The sequence below is a fragment of the Andreprevotia sp. IGB-42 genome (assembly GCF_009848685.1).
Classification (GTDB): domain Bacteria; phylum Pseudomonadota; class Gammaproteobacteria; order Burkholderiales; family Chitinibacteraceae; genus Andreprevotia.
In genome coordinates this window covers 120,884-142,655 of the sequence record NZ_WXTX01000001.1, presented here as the reverse complement: position 1 = coordinate 142,655, position 21,772 = coordinate 120,884, and the positions used below count along the sequence as shown (strand labels likewise).

General features: G+C 61.9%; 15 protein-coding genes. 11 read left to right on the top strand and 4 right to left on the bottom strand.

What is annotated here, in order from left to right; genetic code table 11:
• The first annotated feature begins 77 nt into the window (after positions 1–77).
• Entirely contained in the window at positions 78–965 is an 888-nt protein-coding gene (locus tag IGB42_RS00675) for a L,D-transpeptidase (protein ID WP_159665152.1), read from the top strand.
• Positions 966–1,020: 55 nt separating this feature from the next.
• Here IGB42_RS00675 and IGB42_RS00670 read toward each other — a convergent pair whose 3' ends face one another.
• The gene (locus tag IGB42_RS00670) at positions 1,021–1,695 is read right to left on the bottom strand and encodes a glycerophosphodiester phosphodiesterase (protein WP_159665150.1); all 675 of its coding nucleotides are present in this window, start codon (positions 1,693–1,695) and stop codon (positions 1,021–1,023) included.
• Between the two features lie 109 nt (positions 1,696–1,804).
• On the opposite strand from IGB42_RS00670, the gene IGB42_RS00665 reads away from it, so the two are divergent.
• The 3 genes from IGB42_RS00665 to IGB42_RS00655 all read left to right on the top strand — a co-directional run bounded on the left by IGB42_RS00665 (position 1,805) and on the right by IGB42_RS00655 (position 5,584).
• Positions 1,805–3,940: a patatin-like phospholipase family protein gene (locus IGB42_RS00665; RefSeq protein WP_159665148.1), complete on the top strand. Its 2,136-nt coding sequence runs from the start codon at positions 1,805–1,807 to the stop codon at positions 3,938–3,940.
• A 205-nt stretch (positions 3,941–4,145) separates the two neighbouring features.
• Positions 4,146–5,234: an iron-sulfur cluster carrier protein ApbC gene (gene apbC, locus IGB42_RS00660; RefSeq protein WP_159665146.1), complete on the top strand. Its 1,089-nt coding sequence runs from the start codon at positions 4,146–4,148 to the stop codon at positions 5,232–5,234.
• A 2-nt stretch (positions 5,235–5,236) separates the two neighbouring features.
• Positions 5,237–5,584, top strand: coding sequence for an antibiotic biosynthesis monooxygenase (locus tag IGB42_RS00655; RefSeq protein ID WP_236822457.1), 348 nt, complete (start codon positions 5,237–5,239; stop codon positions 5,582–5,584).
• Here IGB42_RS00655 and IGB42_RS00650 read toward each other — a convergent pair.
• The 3 genes from IGB42_RS00650 to IGB42_RS00640 all read right to left on the bottom strand — a co-directional run bounded on the left by IGB42_RS00650 (position 5,553) and on the right by IGB42_RS00640 (position 8,743).
• Positions 5,553–6,761, bottom strand: a complete 1,209-nt coding sequence (locus IGB42_RS00650; protein ID WP_159665144.1) for a cation:proton antiporter — start codon at positions 6,759–6,761, stop codon at positions 5,553–5,555. The two genes, IGB42_RS00655 and IGB42_RS00650, sit on opposite strands and share 32 nt — an antisense overlap.
• A 221-nt stretch (positions 6,762–6,982) precedes the next feature.
• On the bottom strand, positions 6,983–8,311 hold the full coding sequence (locus tag IGB42_RS00645) for a glycosyltransferase family 4 protein (protein WP_159665142.1): 1,329 nt from the start codon (positions 8,309–8,311) through the stop codon (positions 6,983–6,985).
• A gap of 27 nt (positions 8,312–8,338) precedes the next feature.
• A complete protein-coding gene (locus tag IGB42_RS00640; protein WP_159665139.1) occupies positions 8,339–8,743 on the bottom strand; it encodes a cupin domain-containing protein in 405 nt (134 codons plus the stop codon).
• A 182-nt stretch (positions 8,744–8,925) separates the two neighbouring features.
• On the opposite strand from IGB42_RS00640, the gene smc reads away from it, so the two are divergent.
• From smc to IGB42_RS00605, 7 genes are all read left to right on the top strand, one after another.
• Positions 8,926–12,432, top strand: coding sequence for a chromosome segregation protein SMC (smc, locus tag IGB42_RS00635; RefSeq protein WP_236822456.1), 3,507 nt, complete (start codon positions 8,926–8,928; stop codon positions 12,430–12,432).
• Between the two features lie 49 nt (positions 12,433–12,481).
• Positions 12,482–13,744: a cell division protein ZipA C-terminal FtsZ-binding domain-containing protein gene (locus IGB42_RS00630; RefSeq protein ID WP_159665137.1), complete on the top strand. Its 1,263-nt coding sequence runs from the start codon at positions 12,482–12,484 to the stop codon at positions 13,742–13,744.
• 162 nt (positions 13,745–13,906) lie between these two features.
• Positions 13,907–16,294, top strand: a complete 2,388-nt coding sequence (gene ligA / locus IGB42_RS00625) for an NAD-dependent DNA ligase LigA (protein WP_159665135.1) — start codon at positions 13,907–13,909, stop codon at positions 16,292–16,294.
• Between the two features lie 77 nt (positions 16,295–16,371).
• On the top strand, positions 16,372–17,427 hold the full coding sequence (gene galU, locus IGB42_RS00620) for a UTP--glucose-1-phosphate uridylyltransferase GalU (RefSeq protein WP_159665133.1): 1,056 nt from the start codon (positions 16,372–16,374) through the stop codon (positions 17,425–17,427).
• A gap of 441 nt (positions 17,428–17,868) precedes the next feature.
• A complete protein-coding gene (gene aepX, locus IGB42_RS00615) occupies positions 17,869–19,530 on the top strand; it encodes a phosphoenolpyruvate mutase (RefSeq protein ID WP_308419197.1) in 1,662 nt (553 codons plus the stop codon).
• Positions 19,530–20,690: a phosphonopyruvate decarboxylase gene (gene aepY, locus IGB42_RS00610; protein WP_159665129.1), complete on the top strand. Its 1,161-nt coding sequence runs from the start codon at positions 19,530–19,532 to the stop codon at positions 20,688–20,690. The genes aepX and aepY overlap by 1 nt, the downstream gene beginning before the upstream one ends.
• Positions 20,687–21,769, top strand: coding sequence for a 2-aminoethylphosphonate aminotransferase (locus IGB42_RS00605; RefSeq protein ID WP_159665127.1), 1,083 nt, complete (start codon positions 20,687–20,689; stop codon positions 21,767–21,769). Before aepY ends, IGB42_RS00605 begins: the two co-directional genes overlap by 4 nt.
• Positions 21,770–21,772: the final 3 nt, after the last annotated feature.

The following is a 21,772-nucleotide window of genomic DNA, read 5'->3' as shown; positions in this document are numbered from 1 at the left end:
GGTGGTAAGGCGTTTGCGTTGCAAGGGCGTGCTTTCGTGGCTTGGCGGCAATGCCTGCCTGCTGGCAACATGGCGCCATGCCAGAACATATCCGTATCGACCTCGCACAGCAGACGCTGACGCTGTATTCGGGCAGCGATGAAATGCTGCACCGCTTTGTCATTTCCAGTGCTCGGAATGGCACGGGCGAGCTGACGGGCAGCTACCGCACGCCGCGTGGCCGGCACCGCATCCGCGCGAAGATCGGTGCTGGTGCGCCATCCGGCGCCGTTTTTCGCGGCCGGCGGCCAACCGGCGAAGTCTGGAGCCCGGAACTGGCCGCAGCGCATCCGCAGCGCGACTGGATACTCAGTCGCATTCTGTGGTTGTGCGGTGAGCAGCCCGGTTTCAACCGGAGCGGCCAGGTGGATTCGATGCGGCGTTATATCTACATCCATGGCACGCCGGATACCGAACCGATGGGTAAGCCTGCATCACATGGCTGCATCCGCATGCGCAACGCGGATGTGGTGGCGCTGTTCGATCTGGTGGCGTGCGGTATTGCTGTCGAGATCGTGGCGCCCGCTGGTGAGACTGTGATCTACCCATTGCCACGGCGCTTCAACCCGGCATCGGCCGGCCTGAAGGCATTGACTGCTGCGGCGCCGCTCAGCCCGGTTGCGGCAGCCGCCCATGGCTGGCATGGCTGCTGGGGTACCGAGGGGCAATTGCTGGCCGCTGGCCGCCTGCTAACGGGCGGCAATGCCGAACTGATGGCCTTGCCCGGCCTATCTTTGCCGGGCGCGCTGTTACTGCTACTGCAGCAACAGGCCGCACAGGCAGGATGGCTGAGCCTGCGCATGCTGGCGCCGTACGCCGATGCAGGCGAATGGCAGCAACGCGGTGCCAGCGTGGCATCGGATGTGGTGGAGATCGATGGTGTGCGCAGTGTGGCATTGCGCTGGGGAATCCAGCCGGCAGGTTAGAACTGGCTGGCCTGCTGAAAGTTAGCTGAGGGGCGAGCAGACGGCGGGAAGATGGCTATTGCAGCAAGGGATCGCTGCGCAGACCGACAAATTGCGGGTAGTCGGTAATGATGCCGTGCAAACCGAATTCTCGGCATAGCAGGTGCTCGTACTCGGTGATTGCCCCATACACATAGTTGCGGAAACCCAGCGCATTGGCCTGGGCCAGCAAATGCTGGTCGAGCATTTCGTAATGCCACACCAGCGTGCGCAGCCTGGGCAACGGCAACGCCGGGTAAAGCACGGTATTGAGTGCGGGCGGGCGCATATGCAGCAGGAAGCCGCATTCGGCGTCCAGATGTTCCGCCGCAAATACCACTACTTCATGCCGGAACGAGGTAATCAGCACCCGCTGCTGCATCTGGCGGCTGTTGACCAGCGCAAAAGCGCCGGGTGCGGCGGCGGGGGATTTGATTTCCAGGTTCCAGAATGCTTCGGGAAAGGCATCGAATGCCTCCGCAAGCGTGGGAACCAGATAACCCGCCGCTTGCGATAGCGCCTTGCGGGTCAGTGATGCTACCGGTTGCCCCAGCGGTGAAACGCGGTCATGGAACAGCACGATTTCGTCATCCGCGGTCAGGCGCAGGTCGGTTTCGATGCCGTCAAAGCCGGCTGACAATGCAGCGGCGAACGACGCCAGCGTATTTTCCGGCACGCTGCGGGCAAGACCACGGTGAGCAATCAGATGCATGGTTTAAACTACACAACATAGATACCGAAAGTGTAGGCCGCCCCCGATGAGATTTGCAGTAAAAACTGCCGTAATGATGAGCGTGCTTGTCGCGGTAATGGTGTCATTCTTGCCGGCGGTTCAGGCCGCCACGCCGCCAAGGGTAGCGCTGGTGTTGGGCGGCGGCGGCGCGCGTGGGCTGGCGCATGTCGGTGTGCTCAAGGTGCTGGAAGAGGCGCACGTGCCTATCGCCTGCATCGTTGGCACCAGCATGGGGTCCCTGGTGGCCGGGGGCTATGCGGTGGGGCGCACGCCGGAAGAGCTGGAAGCGCGCATCCTGAAAGCCGACTGGGATACGCTGATCAGCACTCAGCCGCCGCGCACCGAAATCCTGTTCCGCGACAAGGAAGATGATCGCCCGCAAGTGGTGCCGTTTGCCATCGGCATCAGCGACGATGGCAAGCTGGGCTTGCCCAAGGCGGTGATCAGCACCCAGCGTATCGAGGGTTTCCTGCGGGAAATGACGCTGGCCGGCACGGTGCCGGATTTCGATCATCTTTCCATTCCGTATCGCGCCATTGCTTCAGACATTGAAACTGGCCAGATGGTGGTACTGAAGAATGGCGATATCGTTACCGCCATGCGTGCCAGCATGGCGGTGCCAGGCGTGTTTCCATCGGTGCTGCTGAATGGACAGACGCTGGTGGACGGCGGTATCTCGCGCAACCTGCCCATCGATATTGCCCGGCAAACCTGCCATCCCGACGTGGTGATCGCCGTGGACGTTGGCGCCCCCCCACTGAAGAGCAAGCAGATCGGCAGCATGCTGGATGTGGCCGATCAACTGACGCGCCTGCTGATTGCACAGAACGTCGAGCAGCAGATCAAGACATTGACGCCAAGCGATTTGCTGATCATGCCCGATTTCGGCACGCTCGGTTCCATGGACTTCAACAAGACCAAGGAGCTGCTTGCCGCCGGTGAAGCGGCGGCGCGCGCCAAGCTCGATGTGATCCAGCGTTACGCGGTGGCACCCGAGCAATATCGCGCGTGGCTGATCGCGCGCCAGGACAAGCGTCTGGCCCCCAAGCCGATAGACCGGATCGAAATGGGTTCCATGGTGCGGGTCAACCCTGAGGTGGTACGCAAGTCGCTGGATATCGAGCAGGGCACTTTGCTGGATAACGAAAAATTGGCCACGGAGCTGGGGCAGCTGTATGCCAGCGGCGATTTCTCCCGCCTCAATTACGACCTCACCGACAACGGCAAGGGACAGATACTCAAGCTGGTGCCGATCGAAAAAGACTGGGGGCCCAATTACCTGAGTTTTGGCGTGTCGCTGGGGACCGATTTTGACCGCAACAATCCGTACAACCTCACCGCGCGCTATCGCCGCTCCTGGCTCAATTCGCTGGGTGGCGATTGGCAGGCGGCGGTGCGTGTGGGCAATGACAAGCTGGTGGGGACCGAGCTCTACCAGCCGCTGAGGGTCGACAGCGCAATCTTCGTATCGCCCTATGTCGCTTGGCGGCAACGGCCCATCGCATTCTGGCTGGATGATAATCAGGTTGCCGAATATCAGTATGAGCAAGACAAGGTCGGCATCGATTTCGGTTCCAGCTGGACGCGTTTTGGCGAAGTCAGGCTGGGCTTGCTGTACCAGCGGGCCAAGCTCAACCAGAGCATAGGTACCATTCCGGTACCGAACCAGACGCAATACGATTACGGCCTGAGATTCAGTGCCGGCTATGATCAGCTTGATCAGCCCAATTTCCCCACCAGCGGTCAGCTGGCCAGGGTGTACGCCTACCATTCGATCGGTTCCGGCGGGGATTTCGCCGAGAGAGTCGATACGGTCGGGTTCAGGGCCACTCAGGCTGCGAAGTTTGGTGATTTTGCCGGCCACATCACGGTGAAAGGCCATTTTGAATCCGGTGATTCGTCCATCACCGATCTCGACTGGCTGGGGGGGTTACTCAACCTGTCCAGCTATCACGTGCAGGAGTTGATTGGCGATTCACAGCTTTACGGCCGTGCCTCGATCTACACGCCGTTTGCACCGTTCGGGCAGCGCTTGGGGAACGTGGGCTTTGCGCTGGAAGCAGGGCAGATTTATAACCAGCAAGGCATCAGCAACGGTGGCTGGCATTATTCCACGACCGCATTCTGGGGTATGGATTCATATATCGGCCCGCTGTTCCTGACCATGGCCTATGGCGACAACAAGAAGAGCCGTTTCTACTTCGCGCTCGGCAATCCGTTCTGATTGCGTGAGGGGGGTGGTTGATCAGGTATGGCGGCCAGCGGGGGTGATGGGCGCACGGGCATCTGCAGTGGCAGATCAAGCCCCGCCTGCCTTGGCACGAACACGGTAAAATTGGCGCTGATGCCTGCTTTGCAGTCATCAGCCATGTACTGCGGTATTGGCGATCTGCGACAATCCGTTCTTTGCCGTCCGCAGGTAGCTTGCCATGTCCGATTCCGTCGCAATCCAGTCCGCGCTTGATGCGCTCGTCGATGCCAATACCGGCAAGCCCTATGCGGCCGCCAAGGCATTCCGCAATCTCAGGGTGGATGGCGGGCGGGTCTCGCTGGAAGTGTCGCTGGGCTATCCGGCGCAAAGCCAGTTCGGCGTGATTGCCGCGCAGGTGGAAGCCGCGTTGCAGGCCGTGCCCGGCGTGCAATCGGTGGCGGTCGAGGTCAGCTGCCAGGTGGTTTCACATGCGGTACAGCGCGGCGTGCCGCTGATCAAGGGTGTGAAGAACATCATTGCCGTGGCATCGGGCAAGGGCGGGGTGGGCAAATCCACCACCGCGGTTAATCTGGCATTGGCATTGGCAGCAGAGGGCGCACGCGTCGGTTTGCTGGATGCGGATATCTACGGCCCCAGCCAGCCGCTGATGATGGGTGTTGCCGACCAGCGCCCGGTTTCGCCCGATAACAAGCATATCGAGCCCATCGTCAACTACGGCGTGCAGACTATGTCGATCGGCTTCCTGATCGACCCGGAACAACCGATGGTATGGCGTGGCCCCATGGTCACGCAGGCGTTACAGCAGCTGCTGAACGATACGCTGTGGGACAACGTCGATTACCTGGTGATCGACCTGCCGCCGGGCACCGGCGATATCCAGCTCACGCTCAGCCAGAAAGTACCGGTGACGGGGGCGGTGATCGTGACCACGCCACAGGATATCGCACTGCTGGATGCGCGCAAGGGCCTGAAAATGTTCGAGAAGGTGGGCGTGCCCATTCTCGGCATCGTCGAGAACATGAGCGTGCACATCTGCAGCAATTGCGGCCACGCAGAGCCGATTTTCGGCAGCGGTGGCGGTGAGAAAATGGGTGCCGAATACGGCACCGAGCTGCTGGGGCAGTTGCCGCTGGATTTGTCCATCCGCCTTGCTGCCGATCAGGGCAAGCCCACGGTGGTTGCAGACCCGGACGGGCGCATCAGCGACCTTTACAAGGCCATTGCGCGCAAGGTGGCAGTCAAGGTGGCCGAAAAAGCCCAGGACTTCAGCAACAAGTTTCCGAAGATCGTCATCCACAAAGATTGAGTGTGGAAACGCCCATCTTCTCGGCCACGTTCATTTTCGATGCCGGTGAATTCGATGCCGAGTTCCATCGGCTGGATGCGCTGATCGCCGCTGCTGCGCGCGGCAGCAGCGGTTACCTGGGCGAAGAAGCGTGGGAAGACCCCAAGACCGGCCGCATCTGCAATGTGTATTACTGGGAATCGGAAGCCGGCCTTCAGGCGCTGATGCAAGACCCGAACCACCTGGAAGCCAAGCGCCGTTATAGCCAATGGCTGAAAGGCTACCGGGTGGTGATTTCGCAGGTCTTGCGCAGCTATGGGGATGGGCTGTTGCCGCATGTCACGGCGCAGGCAACGCCTCTTTCTCCTTGAAGCGATCAAGCACGCTGAAAATCAGCGGGTTGAGCAGGATGGAGATGATCGCGCCCGCAATGATCAGTGCGTGCGCCCGGGCGGGCAGCAGATCAAGCTGCATGCCGAGCCCGGCCAGGATGAACGAGAATTCACCGATCTGCGCCAGGCTGGCTGAAATGGTCAGCGCGGTGTTGAGCTTGTGGCGGAACGCCAGCACGATGCCCAGCGCGGCAATGGATTTGCCGACGATGATGATGGCGACGGTGCCCAGCACCGCCCATGGGTCGGCGATCAGCACGCGTGGATCGAACAGCATGCCCACCGACACGAAGAACAGCACCGAGAACGCATCGCGCAGCGGCAAGGATTCCTGCGCGGCGCGATGGCTGAATTCGGATTCAGCCAGCACCATGCCGGCAAAGAATGCACCCAGTGCGAACGACACGCCGAAAGTGATCGCTGCGCCATAGGCCACCCCCAGCGCGGTGGCCAATACTGCCAGCCGGAATAGCTCGCGGCTGCCGGACCACACCACTTTTTCCAGCATCCACGGGATGAAGCGCCGGCCCACGATCAGCATGAAGGCGACAAAACCGGCCACCTTGGCCAGCGTGATCAGCAAGATCATGGCAATGCTGGCATCTCCCGCGCTGGCCACAGCCTTGCCGCCCAGGCTGCCCGACAGCGCCGGCAGCAGCACCAGCGCCAATACCATCGCCAGGTCTTCGACGATCAGCCAGCCCACCGCGATCTTGCCTTGCGGGCTTTCCACCAGATCACGGTCTTCCAGTGCCTTGAGCAAGACCACCGTACTGGCAACCGACAAGGCCAGCCCGAACACCAGCCCCTCACCCAGTGTCCAGCCAAAACTCCATGCCAGCCCCATACCCAGCAAGGTGGCAATGCTGATCTGCACCACAGCGCCTGGCAGCGCAATCCACTTCACTGCCATCAGGTCCTTGAGCGAGAAATGCAGGCCCACACCGAACATCAGCAGGATCACGCCGATTTCGGCCAGCTCGTTGGCCAAACCCTGGTCGGCGACAAAGCCGGGCGTAAACGGCCCCACCAGCACCCCCGCACACAGATAGCCCACCAATGGTGGCAGTTTGAAACGGTGCGCAAGCGCGCCCAGCAAAAAGGCGAGGCTGAAGCCGCCCACCAGCATGTTCAGCAATGGCGTTTCATGGTGCATCGAATAGCGGTTCCCTGTTTATTTGTACTGAAGATGACCTAAACCTGATTACCTTGGCAATGCTTAGTTCCCGTTTACCGGCAATCAGCGCTTTGCCCGGCAATCAAATAGGCCGATGTCTGGTGGTTTTCATTGCTGCCGCTTGCGTGATCGGAAAGCGGGCGACGGAGCACCGACACTTGCATCGATAAAGGCAAAACAGTCTCGGGCTGCGCCCACTGTCAGCGGGCAAGGCTGGCAGCTTGCAGCGCCAACCGGGAGTATTGCTGCGGGTGTGGTGCCAGCGCAGCGGCAAATGCGGCTTCGTGTGCGGCAATGATATGGTGCCAGTCAAACTCGCGCGCCGCGCGGGCAAGCCCCGTTTGCACCAGTTGTTGCCGCAGTGCGGCGTCGCCCGTCAATTGCTCCAATTGCTGGTGAAAAGAGCTGGCATCGTCCTCCTCGAACAGCAGGCCGTTTTCGCCATGCCGGATCACGCAGGGAATGCCGCCGGAGCGGCTGGCCAATACCGGCACGCCGGAGGCATTGGCCTCGCACAGCACCCGGCCCATGGTTTCTGCATCCAGCAAGCCGCTGATGCGGTTGCGGGTGACGCGGCTGGCCAGCACGAAGAGATCACTCATCCAGTAATAGCTGGTCAGCGCATCGTGTTCGACCCGGCCCAGAAAGTGCACGGCATCGGCAACGCCCAGCGCCGTAGCCAGCGCCATGCAGCGGCATTTTTCGCGCCCGTCGCCGGCAATCAGCAGCAGCGCATGCGGGTGACGCGCCAGTATGGCCGGCATTTGCTGCAGCAGGAAATCCACCCCTTTCTTTGCCACCAGCCGGCAGGCGGTGAACAGCAACAACGCATTGGCGGGCAAGCCATGCGCGCTACGCAATGCATCACGATCCAGCTGCGAGGGTGTGAAGCGGCAGCAATCCACGCCACCCACCAGCAAGCTGGTTTGCTGGCGGGGCAAGCCGGCCTGGCGCAGTGCGGTGATGGTGAATTCGCTATTGGCCAGTACCAGCGTATTGGCGGCGGCGCTGCGCTGCATCAGCCGTTGCCGGGCGTTGCGCAGCAGCGCCTCTATCCATTCCGGGCTGTTGCAGCGCCGGAACAGCCGGTACAGCGTTGATTCCAGCCGTGGCCATGCGCACAGGCCGCTACCCAGCTGAAACGGGTAAACAATCCATGGCCGCAGCACGTCGTTGCCGACCGAGCGGCAAACCACCGGTGCGCCCAGTGCCTGCCCCAGCAAGCCGTAGAACACATTGGATGCGTAAATCAGGTCAACGGGCTGCCGGGCCAGCGCTTCTGCCAGCCAGCGATGGTTGAACCAGAAACCGATACGGCTGAGCGTGCGCTGTACCCGGTAGCCGCAGCCGGCATCGAAAGCCGCTGCCGCCGCAGCCTCTTCGGCATGGTTGCTGCGGTAGGTATATACGGTAACCGCGTGCCCGCGGGCAGCCAGTGCCCGTGCCAGATGCACCGCATGGGTCTGCATGCCGCCGAAGTGGGGCGGAAATTCGGTCAGGATCAGCGCGATGCGCAGGCTTGAAGTCATCGATTACAGGGCGGTTGCGGCGGGGCTTCACGCCGCATGGGTTTTGAACCAGTCGACGATGGCCGGCATATCCGCCTCGAAGCCGCCGGGGATATAGATATTGAGTAAGCCGGCGCGTGCATCGCTGGTGTTGGAAAAGTCGTGCATCACCCCGGCGGGCACGCGGATGAATGCGCCTTTGCCCGCGTCGATGCTGCGCTCGCCCAGCAAGAAGGTCACCGTGCCTTCAAGCACGTAGAAGATATCGTCGTTGGCTTCATGCAGGTGCGCGCCGGGGCCGGGCTGATGCGGCTGCAGCCACCACTCGGATATCGAATACGCATTGGCGGTTTCTGCACCGTCGGCCTTGAAAATACTTTGCATGCCGCCCAGCGCATAGGCGCGTCCTTCGCCTTGCTGCAGGTAGATCACGCTGCTGGTTTCATCCTGCATGACTATCCCCGGGCGCAATGGAAGATGCGCACTGTGCGCCCAGCATAGACAGTGCCGCGTTGCCGCGCGTGGAACATTTGATGACATTGCCGGTGCGGCAACGGCGCGCAGCAGCGCCATGCGTGCAGGCAATGCTTCGCGCTGCCGCTGCCCACCGCTACAATCACCGCAAATCATCTGTTGTGACCCCTGTGCGCCTCACCCATATCAAGCTTGCCGGCTTCAAATCCTTCGTTGACCCCACGAACATCCACGTTCCGGGCCAGCGCGTGGCGATTTGTGGCCCCAACGGCTGCGGCAAGTCGAATGTGATCGACGCGATGCGCTGGGTACTGGGCGAATCCTCTGCCAAGCAATTGCGTGGCGAATCCATGCAGGACGTCATTTTCAACGGCTCCACCACCCGCAAGGCGGTCAGCCGCGCATCGGTCGAGCTGGTATTCGACAATGGCGAGGGCATTGCCGCAGGGCAGTGGAGCCAGTATGCGGAAATCGCCATCAAGCGGGTGCTGACGCGCCAGGGCGAATCGTCGTATTACATCAACAACCTGCAGGTGCGCCGGCGCGATATCACTGATCTGTTCCTGGGCACCGGCGTGGGCAAGGGCGGCTACGCGATCATCGAGCAGGGCATGATTGCCCGCATCATCGAATCCAAGCCGGAAGAGTTGCGGCATTTCCTGGAAGAAGCCGCCGGTGTTTCCAAGTACAAGGAGCGCCGCAAGGAAACCGAATCGAGGCTGGCGGATACGCGCGACAACCTGGCGCGCGTGGACGATATCCAGCAAGAGCTGACGCGGCAAGTGGAAAAGCTGCAGGCGCAGGCCGAAGTGGCCGCGCAGTTCCAGCAGTTGAAAGACACCATCGTTGAAAAACAGAATCTGCTGGCATTGCAGCGCAAGCTCGATGCTGCACGCGACGTGGAAAATGCCCGCCGCGACATCGACAGCGCGCAAAACACGCTGGAATCGCAGCTGGCAGACCTGCGCGCGCTGGAAGCGCTGCTGGAAACCCTGAGGGAAGAGCACTTCACCGCCAGCGATGCGCTGCACGATGCACAAGGCGCGCTGTACGATGCCAACGCGGGCGTAGCCCGGCTGGAGCAGCAACTGCTGCACCTGCGCCAGACGCGCGAGCGGCTGACCCAGCAACTGGCCAGCGTCAAGACCGATCTGGGCCGGCTGGCGCAAAACCGCACCGATATCGTGCGGGAGACCGAGGAGTGGTCCGGCCGGCATGAAGAAGGGCAGTTCGCTGCCGAAGAAGCTACGCTGGCCTTCGAGGAAGAAAACCAGCGGTTGCCGGAACTGGAGATCGTGCTGCGCGAAGCAGACGCCGCATTCCAGTCGGCGCGAGATGCATTGACGGCCGCCCGCGCCCGCGCGCAGCTGGCGCAGCAACAGATCGCCCATCAGCACAAAACGCTGGCCACCTTGCATACCCGGCGCGAACGGCTCGACAGCGAACTGGCGCGATTGGGCGGGCTGGACAGTGATGCAGCCGCCGCACAGCGCGAGGTACTGGAAACCGTGCGCTTCGAGATCGAAGAAGCCGCGCTGGTGCTTGCCGATACCGAAACGCAGCAACAGGAAGCGCGCGAGCGCCAGGCGCAGCTGCGCACCGGGCGCGAGCAGGCGCGCGTGGATGTGGCGCAGCTGACCGCGCGCATCGCCGCGCTGCAGGATCTGCTGCGCAACGATGATGATGTCGCACTGGCCGGCTGGCTGGACGGCCATGCCTTGCGCGCCTTGCCACCACTATTCGAATCGCTGCAGGTTGCGCCGGCGTGGGCCGATGCGGTTGAAACCGTGCTGGGCAACCGCTTGCTGGCACGCTGGGCAGACGCACCGCCTGCAGATGCTGCGCCGGGCAAACAGGTGCTGGCGCTGTCGGGCGCTGCTGGTGCGCCTGCACCACAATTTCACGGTTTGTTGCCGCTATTGGGCCAGATTGCATGCCAGGATGCGCGCTGGCAGCCCCATTTGAATGCCTGGCTGGCCAATATCTGGTGTTGCGACAGTCTGGGTGATGCGCTGGTGCTGCGCGAACAACTGCCGGATGGCGCGATGCTGGTGACGCCGCAAGGCCACCGGCTGGAGCGGCTGGCGCTGCATTTTCATGCCGCGGGCGAGGGCAGCGGGCTGGTGGCGCGCAAACAGGCACTGCAGGATGCGCAACAGCAGCTGCAGCAAATCGAGCCGCGTCTGGCTGAACTCGATGCCGCCCTGGGTGAGCAGAACACGCTGCTGGCAAATCTGGAAAACGCCTTGCGTACGCTGCGCCCGGCCGCACAGCAACGGCGTGACCGTGCGGCGCAACTGGAGCGTGAGCTGGCGCGGCTGGAGGAGGCCGCCAGGCAAGCCAATGCGCAGCTTGAACAGCTGCAGGAAGAACACGCGCTGGTGCTGCAGCAGATCGAAGAGGAAATCCTCGCACAGGATGAAGCCCAAGCGCTGATCGACAACGCCAGTGATGCGCTGATTCCGCTGGAAGAAGCGCTGGATAACGCGCGGCTGGCCAAATCGGAGGCGGATGCCGCATGCGAGCTGCAACGCAGCCGGCTGCGCCAGGCTGAGCGCCGTGCGCAGGAGGCCCGTTTTGCCGTGCAATCGGCCGATGCGCGCCGCAGTGAACTGTCGCGGCGTAGTGAGGAACTCGATACCCGGCAGATGGTGCTGGAAGAGCGTGCGGAGACGCTGGCGCTGGAACTGGAAGACATCGACGAAGGCGAATTCGATGTGGATTTCCAGCAGGCGGTGAATACGCGCAGCGAAAAGGAAATGGCGCTGGCGCGCGCGCGCGACGCGCTCAACGGTTACGCGCAAGGCATGCGCGAGCGCGAAGCAGACAAACAACGTATCGAGATCGGCCTGGAACCGGCGCGCGAGCTGGTGAACGCGGCGCGCCTCAAGGAGCAGGAGGCACGCCTGGCGCTGGCGCGTTTTGCCGAGGAACTGTCCGAGGCCAATGCCGATGAAGCTGCACTGCGCGAAAAGCTGGGTACAGGCATGAAAATATCCACACTGGTGGCAGAAATCGGCCGGCTCACCCAGGCGGTGGGCGGGCTGGGCGCAGTGAACCTGGCCGCACTGGAAGAGCTGACCGCGGCGCGCGAGCGTGCCACTTACCTGGAAGCGCAGGCGGCAGACCTGAATGCGGCGATCGAGACGCTGGAATCGGCCATCCGGCGCATCGACCGCGAAACCCGCACCTTGCTGCAGGACACCTACGACAGCGTTAACGCCAATCTCAAGGAGCTGTTCCCCACGCTGTTTGGCGGGGGCCATGCCGAGCTGGTGCTGACCGGTGATGAAATCCTCGATGCCGGTTTGCAGATCATGGCGCAGCCGCCTGGTAAAAAGAACAGTACGATCCATTTGCTTTCGGGCGGCGAGAAAGCACTGACGGCGCTGAGTCTGGTATTCTCGCTCTTCAAGCTCAACCCCGCGCCGTTCTGCATTCTGGACGAAGTGGATGCACCGCTCGACGATGCCAATACGCTGCGTTATTGTGAACTGGTCAAGAAAATGGCAGACCGGACGCAATTCCTCTATATCAGTCACAACCGGCTGGCGATGGAGATGGCGGAACAGCTCGTCGGGGTGACAATGCAGGAACAAGGTGTATCGCGTGTTGTCTCTGTGGATATCGAAGCCGCGCTGGAAATGCGCGATGCCGTATCCGCGTAAGGCAACTGCACAAGATTAACTCCCCTCAAATCGACCGATCCAAACAAATATGACCGATTTGCAACTGGGCTCACTGATTGCTGGCGGCGTGCTCGTCGCCGCCGTTTACGGATTCAATTGGTGGCAGGAATACCGCTACAAGAAGCAGGCTGGCAAGGCGTTTGCCCGCAACCAGCCGGATGTGCTGCTGGAAACCCCCAAGAACATGGTGCGCACCGCTGCCGGCACCCGGCTGGAGCCCGCCATCGACCCGGTACGCACCGAGCGCCAGGAACCCACGCTGGCTACCGACCAGCGCGTGGATTTCGATCCGCTGGATGAAGACGACGAGCCGCCATATGTCCCCGAGCCGGTGCGCCAACCGCCCCCACGCGCGGCTGATCCACGTGGTGCCGAGCCCCGCAATGCCGAATCTCGCAATCCCGAGCCAGTTGCGCCGGTGCGCGTAACCGAGGCCCCGCGCGCCGTGGTGCGCGAAGCCCCTGCGCCGCAAGCGCCGCTCGATGGCGAGGATGTGGAAGTGCTGGCAACCAGCCAGCTCGACCCCAAGCTCGATTTCATTGCCGAAGTGCACGCAGGCGAGCTGATCGCCGCCGGGCGCATTCCCACCTTGCCGGCAGGCAAGCGGGTGGAAATCATCGGCCTCAATGATGATGACCAGTGGGAAATCGTCACCCCCAACAGCCGCTCTGCCTTTGCCGAGCTGCGTATCGGCCTGCAACTGGCTGACCGCCAGGGGGCGCTCACGCAGGAGCAGCTCAATGCGTTCTGCATGGGCGTGCAGCAGTTTGCCGATGACTTCGATGCGGTAGTGACCTTTCCGCAGCGCAGCGGCAAGATGCAGGCCGCCGCAGAGCTGGATGAGTTCTGCGCCGGCGTGGATGTGCTGATCGGCCTGAATATCCTGTCGGTGACGCAGCCGTTTGCCATGGACAAGGTGCGCACGCTGGCCGAGCAGGCCGGGCTGGTACGCGCCGGCGATGGCCTGTTCCACTACAAGAGTGATTCGGGCAAGACATTGTTCACGCTGGCCAACCAGAACCAGAAGCCATTCAGCGGAACGTCCGAAGGGCTGACCTTGCTGTTCGATGTGCCGCGCGTGGCCGGCGGCCTGGCAGTATTCGATTACCTGAATGAGTTTGCCCATACGCTGGCCAATACGCTGGCCGGTGATCTGGTCGACGACAATGGCAAGCCGCTGACTTCGGCCAGCCTGGCCAATATCCGCAAGCAACTGGCAGGTATCTACGCGCAGATGGATGACCGCGGCATTGCGCCGGGGTCGATGGCGGCGTTGCGGCTGTTTGCGTGAGCCGGATGCCTTGACCGATACGCCGCTGCCATCAGCGGCGTATTGCATTCCGGCCCGGTGACGGGCTGCCAGAGCAGATTGATGGACCAGACTTGATAGACCGGCGGGCGCAATGCCTGCCTGCAGCCAGAGCTACCCGGGCGGTGGCGGAGAACACACATCATGACCCCAGAACAACGCGCCGCCGAGCTGCGCGACCTGCTCAACCGTTATGCGCACGAGTATTACGTGCTGGATTTGCCCAGCGTGCCCGATGCCGAATACGACCGGCTGTTCCGCGAGCTGGAAGCGCTGGAGCTGGCACACCCGGCACTGAAAACGCTCGATAGCCCCACCTTGCGCGTGGGCGCCGGCATTCTGCCGGGGTTTACGCCCGTAGTGCATGCGGTGCCCATGCTCTCCATCCGTACCGAAACCGATGTGACCGAGAACGGCGCGTTCGCATTCGATGCCAGCGTGCGGCGTGAACTGGGCCTGGGTGCGGACGATCCGCAGGTGGAATACGCAGCCGAGCTCAAGTTCGACGGTCTGGCGATGAGCCTGCGGTATGTGGATGGCTTGCTGGTGCAGGCGGCAACCCGTGGTGATGGCACAACCGGCGAAGACGTCACGCAGAATATCCGCACCATCCGGCAGATTCCGCTGCGCCTGAACGGCAATCCGCCAGCGCTGCTGGAAGTACGTGGCGAGGTGTATATGCGCCGCGATGATTTCGAGGCGCTCAATGCACGCCAGCGCGAACGCGGCGACAAAACCTTCGTGAACCCGCGCAATACTGCTGCCGGTGCGGTGCGCCAGCTGGACCCTGCGCTGGCTGCGCAGCGCCCGCTGTCGTTCTTTGCCTACGGGCTGGGGGAAGTGGCGGGCTGGAGCGGCATGCCGGCAACACATTCGGGCCTGCTCGATGCGCTGGCAGGGTTTGGCTTCCCGGTTTGCGTGGAGCGCGATGTGGTGCTGGGCGGCGCGGGCCTGGTGGATTTCCATCGCCGCATGCGCGAACGCCGCGATGCATTGCCGTTCGATATCGACGGCATCGTCTACAAGGTGAATGCGCTGGTCTTGCAGCGCGAACTGGGCTTCCGCACCCGCGAGCCGCGCTGGGCAGTGGCACACAAGTACCCGGCGCAGGAAGCGTTGACCACCGTGGAGGCGATCAATGTGCAGGTCGGGCGCACCGGGGCGATTACGCCGGTGGCACGCTTGGCACCGGTGTTCGTCGGCGGCGTCACCGTTACCAATGCCACCTTGCACAACGAGGATGAAGTACGCCGCAAGGATGTACGCGTGGGCGACACGGTGATCGTGCGCCGTGCCGGCGACGTGATACCCGAAGTGGTCAGCGTGTTGCTGGAGCAGCGGCCGATGGACGAGGTAGTTGGTGGCGACATGTTCACGCCGGCATTGCAGCCACGCTACAGCGCATTCGAGCTACCCAAGGCCTGCCCGGTGTGCGGTTCGCACGTGGTGCGCGAAGAGGGCGAGGCGATTGCACGCTGTTCGGGTGGCTTGTTCTGTTCCGCACAGCGCAAGGAAGCCATCCGCCATTTTGCCGGCCGCCGCATGATGGATATCGAAGGCCTTGGCGAGCGCTATATCGATAATCTGGTCGAGCTCGATTACGTGCACGGCATTGCCGATCTGTACACGCTGACGCTGGACGATCTGCTGGCCATGAAACGCCGTGCCGACGAGCGCGATGGCGTGGTGCCGGAAACCGTGCTGGCTGGCAAGGTGGCTACCCGCTGGGCAGAGAACCTGATTGCCGGCATTGCCGCCAGCAAGCATCCGCCGCTGGCGCGCCTGCTGTTCGCGCTGGGCATCCGCCATGTGGGCGAATCCACCGCCAAGACGCTGGCGGACTGGCTGGGCTCGCTTGCGCTGGTGCGCCGCGCGCCGGCCGCGCTGCTGCGTGTGCTGCCCGATATCGGCAATGCCGTAGCGGTATCCATCGCTGATTTCTTCTCCGAACCCAAGAACCAGCAGGCACTGGATGCGCTGCTGGCCGCTGGCGTAGCGCCGGCTGACGAACACGCGCCGAGTGCCAAGTTGCGTACGCAGCTCGATCCGCTGGTGCTGCTGGCCGCGCTGGCGATTCCGAAGTTGACCGAAACGCGCTGTAAGCAGCTGCTCGAAAAAGGTGTCACCCTGCCCGCGCTTGCTGACGCCACCGCGGAGCAGGTGGCCGGTTTCGGCTTGCCTGCAGAAGTGACCAGTGCGTTGCAAGGCTGGCTGACCGATCCTGCGCAGGCCGCACAATTGCATGTACTTGATGCACTGCGCAACGAGCTGCTGGCGCAGCTGCCGGAGCAATCCGCTGCGGAAGGGATGCTCTCGGGTAAAACCTTTGTGCTGACGGGTACCTTGCCCACGCTCTCGCGTGATGAGGCTGCCGCGATGATCGAGGCCGTCGGTGGCAAGGTCTCTGGCAGTGTTTCGAAAAAAACCCATTACGTGGTGGCGGGTGAAGCGGCTGGCAGCAAACTGGCCAAGGCGGAAGAGTTGGGTGTGCCAGTACTGGATGAGGATGGTTTGCGTGCTTTGTTGATGTGAATTGTTCATTTTATTGAACATATTAATTTTCCATTTCACGCTTGACGGGGTTGTTCATTTGATTGAACATGATTGCGATGAATAAGCACTCAGCTATCCGCTTGTTTGGCAGCCAGACGCGGTTGGCCGAAGCCTTGGGCTTGGGTCGATCCGCCGTATCGCAATGGCCAGACGAACTTCCCCAACGCCAGGCCGATCAGGTCAATGGCGCCGCATTGCGGCTGGGGTTGCTGGCTCAACCCTTCTCAAGGACGAATTCGATGCAAAAGGTACGCAAGGCAGTATTCCCCGTTGCAGGCATGGGCACGCGCTTCTTGCCGGCCACCAAGGCCAGCCCGAAGGAAATGATGCCGGTGGTCGACAAGCCGCTGATCCAGTACGCGGTGGAAGAGGCGCTTGATGCCGGCATCACCGAAATGGTTTTCATCACCGGCCGTAACAAGCGCAGCATCGAAGATCACTTCGACAAGGCCTACGAGCTGGAAAACGAGCTGGAAGCGAAGGGCAAGAAAAAGCTGCTGGAAATCCTGCAGTCCATCATTCCCAAGTCGGTCACCTGCATCTACATCCGCCAGCCAGAAGCCATGGGCCTGGGGCATGCGGTGCTGTGCGCACAGCCGGTAGTGGGTGACGAGCCGTTTGCCGTCATTCTCGCCGATGACCTGATCGATGGCGGTTCGACATCAGAAATGTCGCGCATGGTCGAGGTATTTGGCGATACGCATTGCGCGGTACTGGGTGTGGAAGAAGTGCCGCATGCCGATACCAGTTCCTACGGCATCGTTGAAGTGAGCGATGTGAACGGCAAGCTGCGCATCAGCAACATCGTCGAGAAGCCGAAGCCGGAAGAAGCGCCGTCCAATCTGGCGGTCGTGGGCCGTTACATCCTGACCCCGCGTATCTTCCATCATCTGCAGCACGTGCAGCCGGGCAAGGGCGGCGAAATCCAGCTGACCGATGGCATTTTCGCGCTGATGCAGGAACAGCACATCCTGGCGCACAAGCTCAAGGGCACGCGTTATGACTGCGGCTCCAAGCTGGGCTACCTGAAGGCCACGCTGGCTTACGGCATGAAGCACCACGAAGTGGGCGAGGAATTCGGCGCCTACCTGAAGGAATTCTGCCGCGTCTGATCAGCGTGTCGGATGGTGATGAGGGGCGGGCCGGCTGGCACCGCCCTTTTTTTATTGATCCTGTCCTGACACACCATGCGTTTCCTTATGCCGCAAGGCGTTGCGTCTTTTGTCGGCAGGGATGGCCCAACACCTTATTGCGTTGTCATTGGCAATTCGCACCAAAGCGTGCCGGTACAGGTTTGATTGGGCTATATAGCATCAGCTGCATTCAATCGGGCCTGACAGGTTCCAATTGAATGGCATGTGCTCTCGCAGTGCCCAAAGCAAAGCTGGTAGCATGCAGTGAACAGGTTTTGGACAGATTGCCGACAGTTGCTGCACCGCGTGCTATTGCAGCCAGGCAGCCTTGGCAAGTGCAGTATTTTTTGATGCAGCGCTAATGCTGACGCCGGTTGAAGCCGATAGAACGATAGCGAATGCCGCTCTGCAGCAGGGCAAATGAATCACGCATGTATGGATTTCTTGGATAAGGGTAAGTCGACAATGAAAAAGGTTAGTCAATTCAAGGCACTTTTACAGTCCGACCAATTGGAATTCATATGCGAAGCGCACAATGGCCTCAGCGCGAAGATCGTTGAAGAGGCCGGCTTCAAGGGTATCTGGGGTAGCGGGCTGAGCATTTCCGCCCAGTTTGGCGTGCGCGACAACAATGAAGCCAGCTGGACGCAGGTGCTGGATGTGCTTGAATTCATGTCCGACGCCACCAGCGTGCCCATCCTGCTCGATGGCGATACCGGCTACGGCAACTTCAATAACGTGCAGCGGCTGGTGCGCAAGCTGGAGCAGCGCGACATTGCCGCCGTGTGCCTGGAAGACAAGCTGTTCCCCAAATCCAACAGTTTCATCGGTGGCAAGCAGCAGCCGCTGGCGCCCATCGACGAGTTTGCCGGCAAGATCAAGGCTGGCAAGGATGCGCAGCGGGATGACGATTTCTGCATCGTCGCCCGGGTGGAGGCGTTCATTGCCGGCTGGGGCCTTGCTGAAGCGATGCGCCGTGCCGAGGCTTACCATGCCGCCGGTGCAGATGCCATCCTGATCCATAGCGCATTGGCGGTACCGGACGAGATTCTGGCCTTCAAGCGTGAATGGGCGGACCGCAGCCCGGTGGTGATCGTGCCGACCAAGTATTACTCGACCCCGACGGACATCTACCGCGCACAGGGCATCTCGATGGTGATCTGGGCCAACCATGTGCTGCGCAGCGCCATTAGCGGCATGCAGCAGGTGACGCGGCGCATTTACGAAGAGCAGAGCCTGATCCGCGTTGAATCCGATATTGCAACAGTGAACGAGATTTTCCGCCTGCAGGGCGCCGGTGCACTGGAAGAGGCCGAGAAGCGCTATTTGCCTTCCGCGCAGCGCATGCCGCATGCGGTGGTGCTGGCTGCATCGCGTGGCGTGGAGCTGGGCGAACTCACGCTGGACCGCCCGAAGGCGATGGTGCAGGTGGGCACCGCGCCCATCCTCGGGCATATCGTGGCGGCGTATAACGCCAGCGGCATCAAGGACATCACCGTGGTGCGCGGCTACCAGAAAGCTGCCATCACGCTGCCCAATCTCGCCTTTGTCGACAATGATGATTACGCCAGCACCGGTGAACTGGTTTCGCTGCAGAAGGGCCTTGCCGCCGCGGGGGGTGACCAGCACGACGTGATCGTGTCGTATGGCGATGTATTGTTCCGCAAATACGTGCCGGAAATCCTGCATGAAACCGCTGATGCGCTGGTGATCATGGTGGATACCGATTGGCGCGATAGCGCCAACCGCAACCGCATCGCCGATTATGTGCATGGCTCCTTGCCCTATTCGCGGCAGTTCTATGGCCGCGAGGCTTTCCTGGAGCGCATTGCCGCCGATTTGCCGGAAGGCGAAATCCATGGCGAGTGGATGGGCTTCCTGAAAATCGGCGCTGAAAAACTGCCGCTGGTGCGTGAACTGCTGGCGCAGTTGCTGGCGGTGCCGGAAAACCGTGGCGCCAAGATTCCGCAACTGCTCAATCTGCTGGTGGAACGTGGCGAGCGCGTGCGCGTGGTGTACACCACCGGGCACTGGCTGGATATCGACAGCCTGGAAGATGTAACCAACGCAGGGGCGTTCTGATGCTGGAAGCCAAGACCTTTGTCGATGCCGCGCGCGCGCGCGGCGTCGGCCTGTGGACTGGTGTGCCATGCTCGTACCTGCAGCCGTTCATCAACCATGTGATCGGTGACGACAGCCTGATCTACGTGCCGGCCAGCAATGAAGGCGATGCGGTATCGATTGCCGCCGGTTACGAGCTGGGCGGCGGGCTTGCCGTTGCCATGATGCAGAATTCCGGCCTTGGTAATGCAGTCAATCCACTGACCTCGCTGGCGCATACGCACCAGATCCCGCTGCTGCTGATCGTGACGCTGCGTGGCGAGCCCGGCGGGCCGGCGGATGAACCGCAGCACGCGTTGATGGGCGCCATCACCACGCAGATGCTGTCGTTGATGGATATCCCGTGGGCTTATTTCCCCGGCAATGCCGATGAAGTCGAACCCTGCCTGGATCAGGCCATGGCGTGGATCGAGAACGAACGGCGCCCCTATTGCCTGGTGATGCGCAAAGGCGCGGTAGCGCCATGCGCGGCACCCGAGCCTGCGCCGGTGCGCATACCGCTGCCACCCGCCGAGGCAGACCGGTTGCCGGCGCAATTGCACGCCACGCGGCAGCAGATGTTGCAGGCGGTGCAGCAACAACTGAAACCGCGCGATGTGGTGCTGGCCACCACCGGCTATACCGGGCGGGAATTGTATGCACTGGACGACCGCGCGCAGCAGCTTTACCTCGTCGGCGCGATGGGGTGTGCTTCCAGCGTGGGTCTCGGGCTTGCGCTGGCACGGCCGGATCTGCGCGTGATCGTGCTCGACGGCGACGGCGCAATGCTGATGCGCCTGGGTGCGCTGGCCGCCATCGGCTACATGGCGCCACGCAACCTGCTGCATGTGCTGCTCGATAACGGCCTGCATGAATCCACCGGCGGGCAGGGCACCGTCAGTCATTCGGTCCAGCTGGGCAATGTGGCGCTGGCCTGCGGTTATGCCGGCAAGCTCGTCATCACCCAGCCAGGTGAGCTGGTGACCCTGTTGCAGGGCACGCCCGCAGGGCCCTTCCTGGTGCGTGCGCTGATCGGTGCCGGCGTGCCGGATGGCTTGCCACGCCCGGCCGTGACCCCCGATTTTGTGACGCGCAGATTGCGCCAGTATATTGCCGACATCAGCCAGGAGCAGACCGCTTGATTCTTCTCAATCCCGGACCGGTTACCCTGTCTGCACGGGTGCGCCAGGCACTGCAGCAGGAAGACCTTTGCCATCGTGAGCCGGAATTTGCCGCGCTGACGCTGGATGTGCGCGACCGTATCGAACATATCTACCCCGCTGCCGCCGCCGATTATGCCGCGGTGCTGGTGGCAGGCTCCGGCAGCTGCGCGGTCGAAGCGATGCTGTCCACCTTTGCTGCCCATGATCGTGCCACGCTGGTGGTATGTAATGGCGTGTATGGCGAACGCATGGCGCAGATGCTGGCGCAGCAGCGCAAGCCGTATGTGCCGCTGCTGCTCGATTGGCAGGGCGGCATCGACGTGGCCAAGGTGGAGCAGGCGCTGGATGCGCATCCGGATGTTGCCACGCTGGCCGTCGTGCACCACGAAACCACCACCGGCCGGCTCAATCAGCTCGATGAGTTGGCAGCGCTGTGCCAGCGGCGCCACATCGGTTTGCTGGTGGATGCCGTCAGCAGTTTTGGTGGCGAAGAGATCCCTTTCGAGCGCTGGCAACCACTGGCGATAGCCGCAACCGCCAACAAATGCCTGCATGGCATTCCCGGAGTGGCTTTCGTGCTGGCGCTGCGCGAGGTACTGGCAACGCCGCATGGCCATGCCACCACGCTGTATCTGGATCTGGAGCGCTATTACGTGGCCCAGCAACAGGGCTGGTCGCCATTCACCCAGCCGGTACAGGCTTTCCAGGCGTTGCAGGAGGCGCTGCGCGAGTTTGCCGAAGGCGGCGGTTGGCAGGCGCGGCAGGCGCGCTTTACGGCGTTGTCCAATGCCGTTGCGCAGCACTTGGCCGCCAAGGGCGTGCAACCGTTATTGGGCGCGGGTGAAAGCTCCAGCATGCTGCGTGCCTACCACCTGCCGGCGCGGCTGCCGTATGACTTGCTGCACGATGCGCTCAAGGCGCACGGTTTTGTTATTTACGCCGGCCAAGGTGCACTGGCAGCGCAAATTTTCCGTATTGCCACCATGGGTGCCATTGCCGATGGTGATCTGCAGCGCTTGCTGGCTGCTTTTGACGACGTTTTTGCCAGGGAAGCTTAGAGT